A 17799-nucleotide genomic window follows, 5' to 3' on the forward strand; every position below is an offset into this window, starting at 1 on the left:
AAGTATCGGAATACGATGGGAAAGAGGAGAGTCTCTTTGTTTCCTGAATGTTTTTATCCCACAAGGGGATAAGTCTCCCTAGGTGCTAAAGCACCAAGTTCGGCTTTACCCCATAGGGATAAGTCTCCCTAGGTGCTGAAGCACCAAGTTCGGCTTTATATATTTTCGCGGGATTTTGGAGTGATTGTAGTGTCAACGGCTTTAAAACGGTGGGTATTTGATTCCATTGACGAACATGAAGTACGAGAATTTGCCCAATCTTTAGATATCTCCCCTGTACTTGCGCGTATGCTGATCCGCAGAAATATAAAAACCGTTGCACATGCGGAACGCTTTCTATCCCCGGATCGTTCCCAAGTGTATGATCCGTTTTTGATGAAAGACATGGAAATCGTAGTGCAGCGCATTCAACTTGCCATTGAAAGGCAAGAGAAAATTTTGGTGTACGGTGATTATGACGTAGATGGGGCGACAAGCACTGCCATTGCTTATCTGCTTTTGAAGGATCTAGGGGCGGATGTAGACACATATATTCCCGATCGTTTTTCGGAAGGGTATGGTCTGAATGAACCTGCCATTCTACAGGCGGCTAGTAAAGGATACACTCTTTTGCTAACTGTGGACAACGGTATTGCGGCTATTCATGAGTGCAAGCTTGCCAAAGAATTGGGTATCGATCTGATCATCACTGACCATCATCAACCTCCGGCCCAATTGCCGGAAGCTTACGGTATTCTAAATCCCAAGCAACCGGGATGTGCCTATCCGGACAAAATGCTTGCAGGCGCTGGAATCGTATGGAAATTGGCGCATGCATTGCTCGGTGTATTTCCCGAGCAATATATTGATTTGGCAGCATTAGGAACGATTGCAGATTTGGCGCCTCTAGTGGATGAAAATCGTCTGATTGCCTTTTTTGGTTTAAAACGTTTGAACCACATAAAGCGAGCGGGCATACAAGCATTGTTGGATGTATCGGGGCTTACGGAACAAACGATCACGGCCGGTCATATTGGATTTACAATCGGTCCGCGGATTAATGCCAGCGGGCGTCTGGATTCTGCCATGCACGCTTTCGAGTTGCTGACAACGGATCACTTGCATCGTGCCCTGGAGCTCGCAGATTTTTTGAATGAAACAAATCGGGAACGACAAGAATTATGTGAGGAAATATTTGAGCAGGCAAAAGAAATGATCGTAAACCATCCGGAGTGGCTGGACCAGCATGTTTTGGTGGTTGCAGGCGAAAATTGGAATGCCGGAGTCGTCGGCATAGTAGCTTCTCGCCTCGTTGAACACTATTACAAACCGACAGTCGTTCTTTCCATTCATGGCGACGAAGCGAAAGGCTCTGCCCGAAGTGTGGATGGTTTCGACTTGTACCTGGCGTTAGACAATTGTTCCCATTTGTTTTCTCATTTTGGCGGGCACACGATGGCTGCAGGGCTGACATTGCCAAGAGAAAACATCGAGGGATTCAGGCGACAGTTTGCACAAGTCGCGAACAGTATGTGGCTCTCCGAATGGGATCGTCCCAAACTCCAAATTGATGGAACTTTGCAGCTCACCGATACTTCGTTACAGCTGCTCGCAGCAATTGCACGTATGGAACCTTTTGGATTGGGAAACCCAAAACCGCGATTTCACTTTTCCGCTTTGCAAATCGAGCAGATTCGATCTGTCGGCAGGGATAGCAGTCACCTGCAATTTCGGTTCAGAGAGCAAGATTTGACAATATCGGGAATTGCTTTTCGGCGAGGAGAAGAAGAACAATCATTAATCGGCGTTGACTCGTTGGATGTCGTAGCAGAACTTTCGTTAAATGAATGGAATGGGAAAAAACATATACAATTGATTATCAATGATTGGGCAACCCCACAGGCGGGGGGGATTGTTGCAAATACCATAGCAGAGGTTGCGGCTGCATCTGAAATCGAGAGCGCTGCTTTTTCTGGCAATCAGCCCCTCGTTGTGGATCTGCGTGAACAAGTCATGGCAATGGGCTTAGAGTCGAGTTTCCAAAAATTCCAACCCCCCCCTTCTTCCATGGCGTTTGTCGTGTTTCATAAAGGAATGTATCTATATTATCAACATGTGTTCCAGCGGTATTTGCAGGCAAATCCGGACGCCGGCATCTGGCAAGTGGATGCAGATGGAAATGTTCAGTTTCTCGCCGGTAATTCTCAAGCAAAGGAACATGCGGCACTGATTGATTACCCAATAAAAATGGATCAGTATCGAATGTTTTTGCAGGAATGGAAACCTGCTGTGTTATACTTAATGCAGGGTGTCGAAGCACAAGAAATTGTTGTGAAACAATGTGAGCGTTGGCTGCCGGAGCGTGAACAATTTGCGGCTGTGTATCGTTTGTTGCAAGTGCAGCACCCGGTTGATTTCCAAACATTGCTTTTGCAGTGGCAGGAGTTGGAAGATCCTGCGACAGCTTCCAAACAGGCATTGAGTGCAATTATACAGGTGTTTCAGGAATTGGGATTTATCACTGAATCGGATCAAGGGTATCAACGGATTCCGCAAGTGGTAAAAAAGCAGCTTTCCGATTCGCCGATGTATCAGTTGCGCCTTGCAAAAGTACAGGAGTATCAAGCAGCTGTTCATTATTTTAAAGATTCCTCAGCATTTTAACTATACAATCCTAACAGGAGCAAAATCCTAAAATATAGTACATTTTGCAGAATTTGCACAGATTTGGAAGGAGTCAAAGGATGAATTTTAAAGAATATATTCGGGTCGTCGAAAATTTCCCGGAGCAAGGGATTCGCTTCAAAGATATTTCGACTTTATTGAAAGAAGGAACCGTATACAAAGCGGCAATTGATTCTCTTGCCGAAGCATGCAAAGGCAAACAGGTGGATATCGTCGTCGGACCGGAAGCGCGCGGGTTTGTTGTCGGCGCACCCCTTGCTTATACATTGGGCTGCGGATTTGTTCCCGTTCGCAAGCCAGGCAAACTTCCCGCTGCGACGATTCAGGCAAGCTATACATTGGAATATGGGAAAGATGCGTTAGAAATTCATGAAGATGCGATTCAACCAGGTCAAAAAGTTGTCATTGCAGATGATTTGCTGGCAACCGGCGGTACGATTTCCACAACCATTCAATTAATAGAAAAGCTAGGCGGACAAGTAGTCGGTGTATTATTCATGATTGAATTATCTTATCTCAATGGTCGGGAGAAGTTGGCGAACTATGACGTCCACTCACTTATCCAATACTGATTTATTTGGACATGACGATCCTACAGGAATTGAACGCCTATGTGAAAAGGTTTTGCAATTTGCAACACCCGCCGATGTAGAATTTATCCGCCGTGCATACGACTACGCATACCGTGCGCATGTTGGGCAAAAGCGCCATTCCGGTGAAGATTATATCGTTCATCCGGTAGCAGTTGCCGATATCCTCGCAGATTTTGAATTGGATATGGTCACATTGGCGGCTGCTTTGCTGCACGATGTAGTTGAAGATACGAATGTAACAGATGAAGAAATCGGAAAACAATTTGGCAGTGAAGTCGCTTTGCTGGTCGACGGAGTCACAAAGCTTGAACGGATCAAGTTTGCTTCCAAAGAAGAGCAGCAGGCAGAAAATTTTCGGAAGCTTTTTTTGGCGATGGCAAAAGACATTCGCGTGGTTTTGATCAAATTGGCGGACCGTTTGCACAATATGCGGACAATGCGGCAGGAACCGCCGGAAAAGCAAGCACGTGTTGCGAAAGAAACGCTGGAGATATTTGCGCCGCTTGCTCATCGTCTGGGGATTTCGAAGATCAAGTGGGAGTTGGAAGACACGGCGCTGCGGTATCTGAATCCCCAACAATACTATCGAATTGTCAATCTGATGGCAAAAAAGCGGCGGGAAAGAGAAGCATATGTGCAACAAGTCATCGATACGCTGCACGATCGTTTTGCCGAATTGAACATTAAAGCTGACTTATCCGGGCGTCCCAAACACATTTACAGCATTTATCGAAAAATGGCGCTGCAACACAAAGAATTTAATGAGATCTATGATTTGTTGGCAGTTCGAGTAATCGTAGAGAATATCAAAGACTGTTATGCCATTTTGGGGATTGTTCATACGCTGTGGAAACCGATGCCTGGGCGTTTTAAAGATTACATTGCCATGCCCAAAGCAAATATGTATCAAAGTCTGCATACCACCGTAATCGGCCCGAAAGGTGAACCATTGGAAATCCAGATTCGAACATGGGAAATGCATCGCACAGCCGAATATGGGATTGCCGCACACTGGCTGTACAAAGAAGGCGGTGGCAAAGCAGTCGGCTCCTTTGCAAAAAAGTTGGCGTGGTTCCGGGAAATTGTGGAATGGCAGCAGGATTTTAAAGATGCCCAGGAATTTATGGAGACGCTGAAGATCGATCTTTTTTCTGATGAGGTCTTTGTTTTTACGCCCAAAGGCGATGTGATCGATTTGCCGGCCGGTTCGGTACCCATCGATTTTGCCTATCGCATCCATACGGATATCGGGAATCGCTGCATCGGTGCAAAAGTGAATGGAGTCATTGTTCCTCTTGACTATAAATTGAATACAGGAGATATCGTACAAGTACTGACATCCAAGCACAGCTATGGACCCAGTCGCGATTGGATCAAAATTGTAAAATCTTCACAAGCCAAAAGCAAGATCCGCCAATGGTTTAAAAATCAGAAGCGGGAAGAAAACATTGCCAAAGGACATGAGCTTTTAGAAAAAGAAATTGCCAAGCATAAACTGGAAATTCATGAAGTTTTAACACCCAATATCGGGGAAGTCATGCAGAAATTCAATTTTTCAAAAGAAGAAGACTTGTATGCGGCGATCGGCTACGGTGCAGTGAGTCCTGTTCAAGTAGTCACGCGTTTATTGGAGAAATATAAGAAGTCCTTGCCGCAGGAAGCAGCAATTCCGGAAATCAAAGAGCATAAGAAAAAACCTCGGACAAGCACTGGCGTCCGGGTCAAAGATATCGACAATGTATTGATCCGTTTTTCCCGCTGCTGCAGTCCTGTCCCTGGGGATGAAATCGTCGGTTTTGTCACTCGCGGCCGTGGTGTTTCCATTCACCGCAAAGATTGCTCCAATATTCCCGCATCTGACGATGAAAGCAATCGTTTGTTGGAAGTCGAGTGGGAAAATGCGCCGGAGCATTCGTATCATGTGGATATTGAAGTGACTGGTTTGGACCGGCGCGGCTTAATCAATGAAGTGATGATGGGTGTGGCGGAGACCAAGACAGACATTACTGCCGTGAATGCGCGAACCGACCGCAAGAAGATTGCTGTTATCGAACTGGGCATCAATATACGCAATCTCGATCATCTGCACTCTGTAGTTGAACGCATCAAGCGAATCAAGGATATCTATACAGTCCGCCGGATTATGCAATAGCGTAACCGGCTTTTTGTTTCAACATATACGCGCGCGATATACGTGCGCGTCCAGACGCAGGATTGCACCAATTGCCAGTCAAATATAAAATAGTTGCGACTCATTTCAAATAGGAGGGTGTGCGATGCGAGTCGTTGTGCAACGTGTTCGCTATGGAAGGGTACGAGTCGAAGACAGAATTGTCGGTGAGATCAAGAGCGGCTTTGTCTTGCTTGTGGGTGTTACACATGAAGATACGGAACAGGATGCCGTGTATCTGGCCGAAAAAATCGTAGGTTTGCGTGTTTTTGAAGATGGAAATCAAAAAATGAATCTGGGGATTCTGGAAGCAGGGGGTTCTATTTTAAGCATTTCTCAATTTACACTGTATGGCGATTGCAGAAAGGGAAGACGGCCGAATTTTATGGATGCGGCAAGGCCGGAGCAGGCGCTAAGGATCTATGAGCGGCTCAATCAAGAGTTTGAAAGGCTTGGAGTAACTGTAGAGACGGGGGCGTTTGGCGCAATGATGGATGTCGAATTGGCCAACGACGGTCCTGTTACTTTGTTATTGGATTCAAAACGGGTGTTTTAAATCATTGCATACCGGAAAGAGGTGTTCAGACATGTTGATTGAATCGTTTGTCTTGAATGATTTGGGAACCAATTGTTATGTTGTCGCTGCACATGAAGGCGGCCCATGTGCAGTCATCGATCCATGCGCTGTTGATATGAGTCCGGTTTTCCAATATATTGAGCAATATAACCTTACGATTACACATATTATCAATACACATTGGCACGGCGATCATGTAGCCGGCAATGAAGCGATTCGCGATGCATCTGCGGCTCCTGTGTACATGCACGAAATCGATGCTGCCTATCTGCCCCAAGCCGAGAAGCAATTGTGGTTTTTTCTCGGAGTCAAGCAACACTTGCGCCCCGTGGATTGCAAAGTCCGGGAAGGAGACAAAATCCAAGTCGGAGATTTGACATTTGAAGTGATTCATACGCCAGGGCATTCTGCCGGTGGAATGACGCTTGCTGTCGACGGATGTTTATTTACAGGGGATACGCTGATGGCTGGCACAATTGGCAGGACCGATTTGCCAGGGGGGAGTTTTGCTGATATCATGCATTCCATTCAGGAGAAAATTTTAGCGTATCCGGACGAAACGGTGATTTATCCAGGTCATGGAGGGTCATCCACATTGGCGGAAGAAAAAATGTTGAATCCATTTTTGCAAATGTGATCGGGAATAGGCACGTTCTGGGCATTTGCAACGTATAGTATAGAAACTGGTTTTCCGTGTTCACAAAATCCTGTTTTTTGTACTGGCTCTCGACTCGGATAGGAGGCGGCAGACATTGGTTCATGCACATAAAATCCGCATGAAAGGTGCGCATGTTCAAATTGTATTGACAGATGAAATCCGCGCTCGTTTATTGGAACTTCTGCATGGCACGACCGATTGCATCGTATTGGATGAAGTGATGATAAGAAGCATCCGGATCCATAAAGTCTACTCCTCCGGAGTAAAATATGCCGAGGCAAAGTATGATCACATCAAAGTGGACAGCATTCGCGTCGATCATGTTCCACCGTACCATATTCCATTGCGTTAAGATTTTCGAGAAGAGGGAATCTTTCTATGCGTTGGATGACAAAATATTCTCTTTCTATTATTCAATGGTACCAACGGGACATATCGCCAAGATATGGACGCCGTTGCCGTTTTGAGCCGACTTGTTCCCAATATGCAAAAATTGCTTTTGAAAAGTATGGATTTTGGAGAGGATGTTGGCTGACATTTGGGAGATTGCGCAGGTGCCATCATCGCTATATCGGAAGTAAAGTCGATTTTCCATAATGTTTGACTCGAAGAATCGAATCGCTAGTTTCAGAAAGTGTGGCGATGTGGATGTCGGTGATTCAAATGGAATGTACATGCGAATCCTGCAACCAGGAATGGTTTTACTTGCCGTTTGAAGAGATGCGTATGGTGATGGCTGATATTATCCGAATCCGCATACGGGAACTTGGTTGGCGGGAACAGCATCGGTACTTTGGCCGTCCCTTTGTTCCCGGATGCCGCGGATGTGTGCCAGGCTGCGCATGTTTGGAAGGCTTTGCATGCGGGGAAGCATGCGGCAAGCTTACATGCTGCCGCCCGGGTTGTTTGCCCGGCTGCGGAGTTTTGGGCATCGCAATGACAACCGGCCCCTTGAGTCAATGGATCCATACATTGACTCAGATCTACCAAATCAAACATATGCCGACGATTTACCGGTCATGTCCGAAATGTGGAAGCGGATGGTTTAAAAAAGTGATCGCCGTATATGAGGATGATGGAAAAAAACGCTATGAACAATCGGTAAGCTGGCAATTGCCAGTGTTGAATTTTGTCCACGCAAATCCTGCCGTTTTTTAAAGTGAAACTTAGGGATGGTCCAGGTGCTGTGCGCCACTGTACTATCTTCATCTGCGAACGGGCTGTGGGGCTGTACTTTGGGGCTGTATAGGTCCAAGCCCGTTCCATGCTTATAATGTAATTGCAAAGGAATTGCAAGTTGCACCGGATTTTTACTGTTTCGTTTCGAATGTTTTGCAGCATGTCGATTCACAAAATGACACAGGTGTCGTTCCAGACTCTGCTACAATCATGTCTGCCTGACTTGCATCGATGGAATTGGGATATATCGTTCCGATCTGATCGCTTGTTACGAGAATTTTGTCCGCATTGCAGACATTTCCATTTCCCCAATACTTACAATTGCTTACCGTACATACGACTTGTACATATGGCATCTACGATCCCCCCTCTCCATACAATTTCCAAGCGAAAGATGTTTATGCAAAGCTGCTTTTAAATGAAACAAAATGTCTGGCCTTTCACCAGAAAACGTCCCACGATTTGTAAAGATATGCAATATATAGGACAGGAATAGTCAAACAAATATTTTTGGCTGATTTTCTCACCAGTATTCTTCGTTGTCAATAAAATGAAGTAACTATGCTTGATTTTGTACCAATCGATTTAGTAAAAAGAAGCGCAATACATGCCATAAAAGTTTTTGAAATGAGGTGAAGGTATGGCAAATGCATGGGATGGCACACATCTCTGGATTTGGTATGCAAACAAGATTGATAACGGCGATTTGAACACAATGCTGGCACAAGCAAAATCTTTAGGCATTACCGGAGTGATTATCAAGTTTGCCGATGGCAACTTGGTAAACGATCCTGTCAGCCAGGGATTTTTATCCCAGTTTAAAGCACTTGTCGGACCATTTAAGTCTGCCGGATTTCGGGTTGGCGGATGGATCTATCAATATTTGACAGATGCAGGCGGCGAGGCAGATGCATGTGCACAGGCGATTGCAGCAGGTGCGGATTGGATTGTCTTGGATGCAGAAACGGATGTTTATGGAAAAAATGCACAGGTTCAGGCATTCGGCCAACAATTGCGTCAGCAGTACCCGAACATACCTATTGGATTGTCTTCATTTGCGATCAGCAACTATCATTCACAAGTACCGTTTTCGGAATATGCAGCGTTTGTCGATGTCATGATGCCGCAAGTATATTGGGGAGAAATAGGCTGGGATGTCGGTGTGGCATTTCAGGCATCGATTGCAAGTTATCAGCCATTTGGAAAACCAATTGCACCGACAGGGCAAGCGTATGGCAGCGTTACACCCGCAGATATGGCGCGGTTTGTGGATTTGGCAAAAAATGCAAAGGAGAGCGGAATCTCTTGGTGGGACTGGCAGGAGGCTTCGGCACAGCAATTGACGGCAATCGCAGATCATTTGCTCACACCCTCCAATCGGACAAATTCGAGCAATCAGATCGCACAGGATGTTGCAAATTCCTCCTGGTATGCCAAAGCTGTTCAATATGTGCTTGCACAAGGGCTTATGACGGTCGATGCCAATGGAGATTTTCTGCCGGATCAACCGGCCACCCGCGCTCAATTGGCGCAAGTGCTATACAATGAGTCTCTCAAGCAAAAGCAACCGGCAAGTTCACCTACAGGGACAACAGGGACAACAGGGACAACAGGGACAACAGGGACAAAGGAAATTGCGAAAGACGTTTCCGGCAGTGACTGGTTTGCTCCTGCTGTACAGTACGTACTCGCAAAAGGACTTATGCATGTGGATTCAAACGGCAATTTTGATCCCAATTCCCCACTCACACGGGCACAATTGGCACAAGTCCTTTTCACTGAACACCAACCCGCCGGCTAATCGCAACATTTCATGAAAATGCGTTCATGAAAATGTCTTTTATTGAAATGCCGCACCAAACTGCACGGTTGCATATGTGTTCATCAAGCAGGGAAAGGAGATCAGGTATTGTGAAAGAGTTTATCAATTCACAACTTGGAGTTTACATCAGCATGATCGTGCTGTATCTGCTCGCAGCGATTGCGCTCCGCGTCATTCATTCAGGCATCAAGCGGATTGAAACATGGGCAACAAATCATATGTCGCAGCAAGATGCAGTAAAAGTAAATGATTTATTGGATATGATCGATCATTTGGCTGAAACGGCCGTTCAAGATGCCAATTCTCGCATGGTGATCGATCTGAAATCACATGACTTGTTTACAAAAGCAACTGCAGACAGTGTGAAACAGGCGGTAGTAGCTGACGTTATGAAAAATTTGGGACCCTTGCAAGACAAAGCGATTACATCATTGGGCCCGCTTGAATCGATCATTTCACAAGCCGTGGAAAAATATGTACTCCATCATAAACCGCTAGTCAATCAGTACGTGCAAAACGCAAAGGGGAAATCGACAGACACCACGCAACGAAAGTCCCCTTCGCCCGAATATTCTCCGGTACAAACCGCATGACACGATGATAAATAGAACGAATGGTCAGCCGGATGTTTTCTGGCTGACCTCATCATACAAAATACAGGCTGCATTTGTTGCAAGAGGGTCTTAGAGCAGAATGGTTATATAGGTAAATGCGGATAGCAGAATAGAAGCGAAAAACATGGCAAGCAGAGGTTTGAACGCTTTTGTGCGCAATACTTGCAAGCTGACATTCAGCCCGAGACCAACCATTGCAGCAGTTAAAAGGAACGAACTAAAATCGCCGAGATGCTGCATGACAGGTTTAGGAATCGGCAAATACGTTCCCAGGATACTTGTTACGACAAAACCGACCAAGAACCAGGGAAACTCCACTTTTGCTTGTTCGCTGCCGGAACCCTTGCGTTTCATCCAAGCCGTCAAGATAAAACTGAGCGGCACGAGCAAAAGAACACGACCGAGCTTTGCCAACAATGCGATCGCCAGCGCCTGTTGTCCGACTGGTGCCGCCGCCGCCGCCACATGTGCGATTTCATGCAGACTGATTCCGGACCAAATACCATATTGAAGCGGTTTCAGATGCAAATATGGGAAAAGAATCGTATACACGATCGTAAAGATGGTTCCCATCAGTGCTATGATACCGACGGTGATGGCAGTATCTTCCCCTTTGGCTTTCAAGATCGGCGATACGGCAGCGATGGCAGCCGCACCACAAACGCCGGTGCCTATACCCAACAGCAATGACATGGATCGATCTGCTTTTAGCAGTCGGGCAAACAACATCGTAAATCCGATGGCAAACACAATCGTTATTGCATCTCTGGCAAGCAATCCCAATCCATTGTGGAGAATCGTATCAATATTTAATTTAAATCCAAACAATACAATCGCATAGCGCAATATTTTTTTGGCAGAAAACTGAATCCCTGACTGGATTGCCTCGGGATATCCAAAAAACTGGCGATAGACGACTGCGATCAAAATCGCGGTAACCATCGAACCAAGCCGATCGAAAAACGGCAAACCTGCTAAACTCATGCCAATGGCCGCAATCACACATGTAAAAGCAATCCCTCCAAACCATTTCCAATTGATCCGCTTTTTGGAGAAGAGAAGCTGAAAGCTGACTGCCTGTGCCTGTAATGAACTATCCGAATCACTTTTCATTCGAATCACTCGTTTCCGTATCATTTAGTATTTCTTATATCTTTTACGATACTAGAAGCGAATGATAAAGAAAAATTCGATGATTTTATGATTTCCATAAATGTTTGTAATTATTGCTAAATCAAAGTTGAATACTAGGAATTTGAATTGTTTTTGTTGGATTTTGCAGGATATGGTATGCTTATACAAGTGATTTTCAAGAAAAAGTAGGGACTTTTGATGGGAAACTATTTAGCATTGATTGATCTTGGATCGAATACGGCCCGTTTGGTCATTTATTACGATGATGGACAAGGGGTGATCCGGGAAGAAGATAATGTCAAACGCACATTGCGTTTGATCTCCTATCTCGATGAGAACCGGCGAATTACCACAACCGGATTTGAAAAAACATTGGAATGCATGCACCAATTTAAAGATGTTTGCACCGCTTGGAACATTCAACACATTGTCGGTGTGGCAACTGCTGCCGTTCGCCAAGCGCAAAATGGCCATGAGCTGCTGCAGGCAATTGAGGATGCTACGGGCATTTCAATACGCCTTTTGTCTGGTGAGGAAGAAGCACATTACGGGTATTTGGCTGTTGTTAACAGTATGAATGTGGAAGATGCGATTACAGTGGACATCGGGGGCGGCAGTACGGAGTTGACCAGAATTTCCCAACGCCGATGTGTGGGAAGAATCAGTTTGCCCTTTGGAGCTGTTTCGCTGACACAATGGTTTCTGAATGATTCTGGCATCCCGCCGGCAAACGATTGGAAGCGTCTGTTTGATTATTTGAAGCAACAATTCGGTTCTATCGATTGGTTAGAAAGACAACGCTGTCCTGTGATCGCGATGGGGGGTACGGCGCGCAATCTGGCAAAGATCGTGCAACGACAGAGCCAATATTCCCTTTCCAGTCTGCATCACTACGAAATACAGCGCAAAGATATAGATTCTGTCTTTACTTCTTTATCACAATTGAGTATTGAACAGCGAAAGCAAGTCCCGGGACTTGCAAAAGACCGTGCGGATGTTATCGTATCCGGAATTGCCGTGTTTCGCGCACTGCTCGAAGCCGCTCAAAGCGACACGCTGATTACGAGCAATAAAGGCTTGCGGGACGGCATATTGTTTGAGCAAGTGCTGCAAAAAGAAAATCGTTCACGAATTGATGACGTAGCGATGCATAGCGTTGGCCAACTGATGCGGCGATATCGAGTGAATATTCCGCATGCCAATCATGTGCGTTTCCTTGCCATGCAATTATTTGATGATATGAAACAATTGCAATTGATTCCATACGGCAATTTTGAACGAAGAATTCTTGAAATTGCATCATTGCTGCATAATATAGGATTAGCCATCAATGTATATGAAACTTCACAGCATACGTTTTATATGTTGTCAAATATCCTTATATTAGGACTTACACATCGCGAGCGGATTTTGATTGCGACGGTCGCTGCATATAAAAATCAAAAACAGTTTCAAAAACAACTGGCTCAATTTCCCGATATTCTTCGCAAAGAAGATAAGCAAATAGTTGAAAAGCTCGGGCATATCGTCTTATTGGCGAGAATATTGGATCGCTCCATGACGCAACAGATCAAATCCGTTCGAATCAAAGAAAAAAACAAGCAGCTGGTTATAGAATGTTATTCTGCAGAAGAGAATTTAATGGAGTTTTCATTTATTCCAGAGATGTTGGAGAAGCTGTCAAAACTTTGGAAACTATCGTTTCAATACAAGGTTGTCGGGGAGAGGAAACGTGCATTATGATCGATTTTCAGTTACCCATGTATTATATCAATCGTGAATTGAGTTGGCTTTCTTTCAATGAACGTGTATTGGAAGAAGCCCTTGATGCGGAACATCCATTGTTGGAACGGCTGAAGTTTCTATCCATTACTTGCTCCAATCTGGATGAGTTTTTTATGGTTCGCGTGGCCGGCTTGAAAGACCAACTCAAGGCGGGGTTTCAAACCCCCGAGAATAAAACGCAAATGACGCCGCAGGAACAGTTATCCGCGATTTCGGAACGTACACATCGGCTCGTGATACATATATACAACGTTTTATCAGCAAGTATCATACCGGAACTAAAGGGGTCCGGCATACAATTTTTGCAGGCTGACGAATTGTCGGCAAACCAGATGGCGTTTATTGAAGAATATTACCATCATCATATTTATCCGGTATTAACACCCCTGGGAGTAGATGCAAGCAGACCCTTTCCGATGATTTTAAACCGCAGTTTGAATCTTGCAGTTCTTCTGGAAAATGAAAAACATCCGCAAGAGCCGAATCAACTGTTTGCCGTCGTACAAGTGCCTTCTGTGCTTCCACGCTCCATTCAACTGCCGTCAGAAGTAGGAATATGCCAATACATTTTATTGGAACATGTGATTTGTAAATATATGCAAACATTGTTTCAAGGAAATCGGATTGTTTCTGTCAGTCCATTTCGGATTACCCGCAATGTCGACTTGATTTTCGAAGTGGAAGATGATGATGACCTGCTCGAGGCGATTGAAAAAGAGTTGAAAAAGCGGCGGAAAGGGGATGCCGTCCGGATTGAAGTCGACCAATCCATGCCGGATATACTGATTGATACATTAAAAGACTGGCTGGAGTTGGAAGATGTAGATATTTATCGCATTGAAGGGCCGATTGATCTAACCTTTTTTATTGGATTTGTCAATACAATAAAAGGGTTTCAGCATTTGAAATATAACGAAATCAAACCAAATCCGCCAAAAGACTTAATCGGTGAAAGCGGAATTTTTGAAGCGATTGCCAAAAAGGACATCCTGTTGCATCATCCGTATGAATCCTTTGAACCGGTGATACATTTTATCCGCCAAGCAGCCGAAGACCCGAATGTATTGGCCATCAAACAGACGTTATATCGCGTCGGCGGCAACTCACCGGTCGTGAATGCGTTGATGCGCGCCGCTGAAAATGGGAAGCAAGTGACCGTATTGGTGGAATTGAAAGCCCGCTTTGACGAGGAAAACAACATTGTCTGGGCAAAAAAATTAGAAGAAGCAGGGTGTCACGTCATTTACGGTGTAAACGGATTGAAGACACACAGTAAAATTACATTGGTCGTTCGTCAGGAACAAGGGACGATCCGGCGTTATGTGCATTTGGGAACCGGCAATTATAATGAGACAACTGCGAGAATCTATACAGATCTGGGATTATTTACGGCCCGTGAAGAATTTGGCATTGATGCTTCTGCCTTTTTCAATCACCTGTCAGGATTTTCCGAGGTTCCCGAGTGGCAAGAGATCACGACAGCCCCAAACGGTCTGCGAGAGCATTTTATCGCATGGATCGAAAACGAAATTGCGCAAAGTACGAAGGAGAATCCGGGCAGAATTATTGCCAAAATGAATTCGCTGACAGATAAAGAAATTATAAAAGCACTCTATAAAGCTTCCTGTGCCGGTGTTAAAATTGATTTGATCGTTCGCGGGATTTGTTGTCTGCGTCCGGGAATTCCGGGCGTCAGCGAAAATATCCATGTACGAAGCATTATCGGGCGGTTTTTGGAACATAGCCGCATCTATTATTTTCATAATGGCGGCAATGAACAGTTTTATCTGGCCAGCGCCGACTGGATGACGAGGAATATGATCGGGCGTGTGGAGATTTTGTTTCCGGTGATACAGGAGAATTTAAAGACGAAGCTGAGCAATATTTTACAAACCATGTTGCTGGACAATACAAAAGCACGAATTTTACAGTCTGATGGATCGTATAGCAGACAAATCGATCAGGGAGCTATTCAAATCAATTCCCAAATGCATTTTTATCAAGAGGCGGAACTAACGATTCGCACTTCGAACGTGCTGCTTCATTAAAAACAAATCCATAATTTAGATAGATGATATTGTATCGTAAGCAAAAGATATGTATGATTGGAATAGTCCAAAAAGACTATTTTTATGAATGGAGGAGTACAGAGATGGCACAAGAACGAAAAGGTGCAATTACATTTAAAGGGAATCCTGTAACATTAATTGGCCCGGAATTGAAAGTTGGAGATCAAGCGCCGAATTTCACAGTACTCGCAAATGATCTTTCGCCGGTTACACTAGATAATTCCAAAGGTACGGTTCGCTTGATCAGCGTTGTTCCTTCCTTGGATACAGGCGTATGCGACCAACAGACGCGCCGTTTTAACGAAGAGGCTGCGAATTTGCCAAATGTTACGATTTTGACGGTAAGCGTGGATCTGCCATTTGCACAAAAGCGCTGGTGTGGCGCCGCTGGGATTGACAAAGTTCAAACAGTATCTGACCACCGGGACCTTTCTTTTGGCGAAGCATATGGTGTAGTGATCAAAGAATTGCGCTTATTGGCACGGGCTGTTTTCGTAGTTGACCAGAATGATAAAGTTACATACGTAGAATATGTTTCCGAAGCAACAAACCATCCGAATTATGAAGCGGCAATCGCTGCAGCGAAAGAGTTGCTATAATCATCGATTGGAATCTCATTTCAAATGGCAGGACAATAGAGTCTGACGTTTTTTAAAAATACGGCAGGTTTTATATGCTGCAAACATAAGGTAACCCTTGTATGGAGGGTTACCTCTTATTTTTCTTTCGCAGTTTTGCAAATTTTTTCTCTTTCTTATATCCTTGTGTAAGACATACAAGGTAATGATCGGATATGTGGCGAATAGCGTAACCGCGCTCAAATAGTTTTATCAATACATCAGCCACTGTCATACCGAGAATATCCGCGATAATAAAGTCAGGGTCTGAACTGCTGCCAGCTTTCACTACGATCTCCGCGCTTCCGGTCGATTCAAAATGTAACATCACAACCACACGTTTCTCCTCCTTTTGATCGGGTTCGTATTCTGAAATTCAAACAGCAACAAACAGCTTGAGTTGGGAGTTCTTTACTAAGATATGATTGAAACGTTCGAGAATGTCGAAATTTTCTATCCGACGATTACCTCTTTCTAATTTGATGAATCAGCATTGTGAATAAAAGAAGCGGGAGGATAAACAGATATGTCACAAGTGTGGATTGGACTATTCGGAAGTATCGCTATAGCCGGAATTGCATATTGGAAACAAAGTTTGTCAGGATCCGGCGCTGTTGCGGCAGTTTTCGTCGGTACAATTCTTTATAGCACTGGCAGCCTCCCTTGGTTTGGAACGATGATTGCTTTTTTCGTATTCTCTTCTCTGCTTTCCCAGTGGAAAAAACGAAACAAAGAGAATATGGAGAGGATGTATGAGAAAACCGGTCGCCGAGATGCCGGACAAGTTTTGGCAAATGGCGGACTCGCTGTTGGCATGTCCTTGCTTCACGGGATTTGGCCGCTGCCTGTGTTCTGGTATGCATTTCTCGGTATCATGGCAACTGTAAACGCAGATACGTGGGCCACTGAAATTGGAAGTTTGAGCAAAAAATCTCCAGTGTCTATTCTTACAGGCCGAACAGTACATCCGGGAACTTCCGGAGGGATCACTGCATTAGGGTTGTTGGCGACTGTTCTCGGCAGTATCTTTATTGGCGCTGTGGCAACAATCTTACTGTTCATTCATTGGAAAGAGACCATATCTCATGTGCCATTCCCTTTCGCACATGTCGTTGCAATCAACATCGGAGTTACATTCCTTGCAGGTACGATTGGATGTCTGGCCGATTCTTTACTGGGGGCAACGGTACAAGTCATGTATGCATGTGATGCTTGCGGACTTGAAGTGGAAACAGCCATGCATTGTCAAAAAGCTGCCAAGAAAATACGGGGATTCTCTTTTTTTTCGAACGATCGTGTGAATAGTTTCAGTTCCTTTATCGGCGGAGCAGCTGCAATGATGGCAAGTTTCATAATCGGAGCATGACAAGCAAACGGTTGCTTGGCACATCTACATTTTCTTATTGTTACTTTTTATCAAACCTTCGACATCAAACAGAAGCTCAAGCAAAAACCATAGGATCAGTATGACAAAGGAAATGATCCATAGCGAATGGACAAAGCTATAAAATGAACTTGTGTAACCTTGGAATATTTGATACACCACAGCAAGCAATATGAATATTCGCCGGAGTTTGTCTGCAAATGAGGAGTGTAACTTCAATATTTCTTCGATCCTTTCTAATACGATCGGAAAGTATAAATTTTGGAGACCGACCGTTATAACTGCTTACTTGTACCAAAACAACAAATAAAGTATACCATAGGAGTGCGGGAGAATCTTTATCCGGAACAATCGTTCCATATCGTTTCATATCTTTCCATATAGATTTCTACCCCAATTATTTTCAGATGATCATGGATTTCACTGCATCTCTAATTGCCGGACCAGTTGCGCGGGTTGCTGCGAAAGCTTTTGCTCACCAAACATCTCATATGAGCATAGGCTATGCATAGGTTCTACGTGCATTTGCCTGG

At 44.6% G+C, this 17799-nt stretch carries 17 protein-coding genes; 14 read left to right on the forward strand and 3 right to left on the reverse strand.

Going from position 1 to position 17799, the window contains the following annotated elements:
* Positions 1-189 precede the first annotated feature (189 nt).
* From recJ to LSG31_RS11625, 8 genes are all read left to right on the forward strand, one after another.
* Complete coding sequence (recJ, locus tag LSG31_RS11590; protein ID WP_347435268.1) at positions 190-2643, forward strand: single-stranded-DNA-specific exonuclease RecJ; 2454 nt, start codon at positions 190-192, stop codon at positions 2641-2643.
* Positions 2644-2723: 80 nt separating this feature from the next.
* A complete protein-coding gene (locus tag LSG31_RS11595) occupies positions 2724-3236 on the forward strand; it encodes an adenine phosphoribosyltransferase (RefSeq protein WP_347435269.1) in 513 nt (170 codons plus the stop codon).
* Positions 3208-5409, forward strand: a complete 2202-nt coding sequence (locus tag LSG31_RS11600) for a RelA/SpoT family protein (protein ID WP_347435270.1) — start codon at positions 3208-3210, stop codon at positions 5407-5409. The genes LSG31_RS11595 and LSG31_RS11600 overlap by 29 nt, the downstream gene beginning before the upstream one ends.
* Before the next feature lie 124 nt (positions 5410-5533).
* Positions 5534-5983 (forward strand): D-aminoacyl-tRNA deacylase, encoded by a 450-nt coding sequence (dtd, locus tag LSG31_RS11605; protein ID WP_347435271.1) that lies wholly within the window; start codon positions 5534-5536, stop codon positions 5981-5983.
* Positions 5984-6014: 31 nt separating this feature from the next.
* Positions 6015-6641, forward strand: coding sequence for an MBL fold metallo-hydrolase (locus tag LSG31_RS11610; protein WP_347435272.1), 627 nt, complete (start codon positions 6015-6017; stop codon positions 6639-6641).
* A 115-nt stretch (positions 6642-6756) separates the two neighbouring features.
* On the forward strand, positions 6757-7014 hold the full coding sequence (locus LSG31_RS11615) for a hypothetical protein (RefSeq protein WP_347435273.1): 258 nt from the start codon (positions 6757-6759) through the stop codon (positions 7012-7014).
* 35 nt (positions 7015-7049) lie between these two features.
* Positions 7050-7259, forward strand: a complete 210-nt coding sequence (gene yidD, locus LSG31_RS11620) for a membrane protein insertion efficiency factor YidD (protein ID WP_347439494.1) — start codon at positions 7050-7052, stop codon at positions 7257-7259.
* A 51-nt stretch (positions 7260-7310) separates the two neighbouring features.
* Positions 7311-7820 (forward strand): hypothetical protein, encoded by a 510-nt coding sequence (locus LSG31_RS11625; RefSeq protein WP_347435274.1) that lies wholly within the window; start codon positions 7311-7313, stop codon positions 7818-7820.
* Positions 7821-7972: 152 nt separating this feature from the next.
* Here LSG31_RS11625 and LSG31_RS11630 read toward each other — a convergent pair whose 3' ends face one another.
* Positions 7973-8197 (reverse strand): DUF1540 domain-containing protein, encoded by a 225-nt coding sequence (locus LSG31_RS11630; protein ID WP_347435275.1) that lies wholly within the window; start codon positions 8195-8197, stop codon positions 7973-7975.
* 284 nt (positions 8198-8481) lie between these two features.
* Here LSG31_RS11630 and LSG31_RS11635 point away from each other — a divergent pair, with 284 nt between their 5' ends.
* Positions 8482-9642 (forward strand): S-layer homology domain-containing protein, encoded by a 1161-nt coding sequence (locus LSG31_RS11635; protein ID WP_347435276.1) that lies wholly within the window; start codon positions 8482-8484, stop codon positions 9640-9642.
* A 110-nt stretch (positions 9643-9752) separates the two neighbouring features.
* Positions 9753-10256, forward strand: coding sequence for a hypothetical protein (locus LSG31_RS11640; RefSeq protein ID WP_347435277.1), 504 nt, complete (start codon positions 9753-9755; stop codon positions 10254-10256).
* A gap of 90 nt (positions 10257-10346) precedes the next feature.
* On the opposite strand, the gene LSG31_RS11645 is transcribed toward LSG31_RS11640, so the two are convergent.
* Positions 10347-11390, reverse strand: coding sequence for a YeiH family protein (locus LSG31_RS11645; protein ID WP_347435278.1), 1044 nt, complete (start codon positions 11388-11390; stop codon positions 10347-10349).
* A 219-nt stretch (positions 11391-11609) separates the two neighbouring features.
* Between LSG31_RS11645 and LSG31_RS11650 the strand changes: the two genes are divergently transcribed.
* The 3 genes from LSG31_RS11650 to tpx all read left to right on the forward strand — a co-directional run bounded on the left by LSG31_RS11650 (position 11610) and on the right by tpx (position 15864).
* On the forward strand, positions 11610-13154 hold the full coding sequence (locus LSG31_RS11650; protein ID WP_347435279.1) for a Ppx/GppA phosphatase family protein: 1545 nt from the start codon (positions 11610-11612) through the stop codon (positions 13152-13154).
* Complete coding sequence (locus LSG31_RS11655; RefSeq protein ID WP_347435280.1) at positions 13151-15244, forward strand: RNA degradosome polyphosphate kinase; 2094 nt, start codon at positions 13151-13153, stop codon at positions 15242-15244. The genes LSG31_RS11650 and LSG31_RS11655 overlap by 4 nt, the downstream gene beginning before the upstream one ends.
* A gap of 104 nt (positions 15245-15348) precedes the next feature.
* Positions 15349-15864, forward strand: coding sequence for a thiol peroxidase (gene tpx, locus LSG31_RS11660; RefSeq protein ID WP_347435281.1), 516 nt, complete (start codon positions 15349-15351; stop codon positions 15862-15864).
* Between the two features lie 109 nt (positions 15865-15973).
* On the opposite strand, the gene LSG31_RS11665 is transcribed toward tpx, so the two are convergent.
* Positions 15974-16210, reverse strand: coding sequence for a hypothetical protein (locus tag LSG31_RS11665; RefSeq protein WP_347439495.1), 237 nt, complete (start codon positions 16208-16210; stop codon positions 15974-15976).
* 198 nt (positions 16211-16408) lie between these two features.
* Here LSG31_RS11665 and LSG31_RS11670 point away from each other — a divergent pair, with 198 nt between their 5' ends.
* Positions 16409-17248, forward strand: coding sequence for a DUF92 domain-containing protein (locus LSG31_RS11670; RefSeq protein WP_347435282.1), 840 nt, complete (start codon positions 16409-16411; stop codon positions 17246-17248).
* The last annotated feature ends 551 nt before the right edge of the window (positions 17249-17799 follow it).

The sequence above is a fragment of the Fodinisporobacter ferrooxydans genome (assembly GCF_022818495.1).
GTDB classification, from domain to species: domain Bacteria; phylum Bacillota; class Bacilli; order Tumebacillales; family MYW30-H2; genus Fodinisporobacter; species Fodinisporobacter ferrooxydans.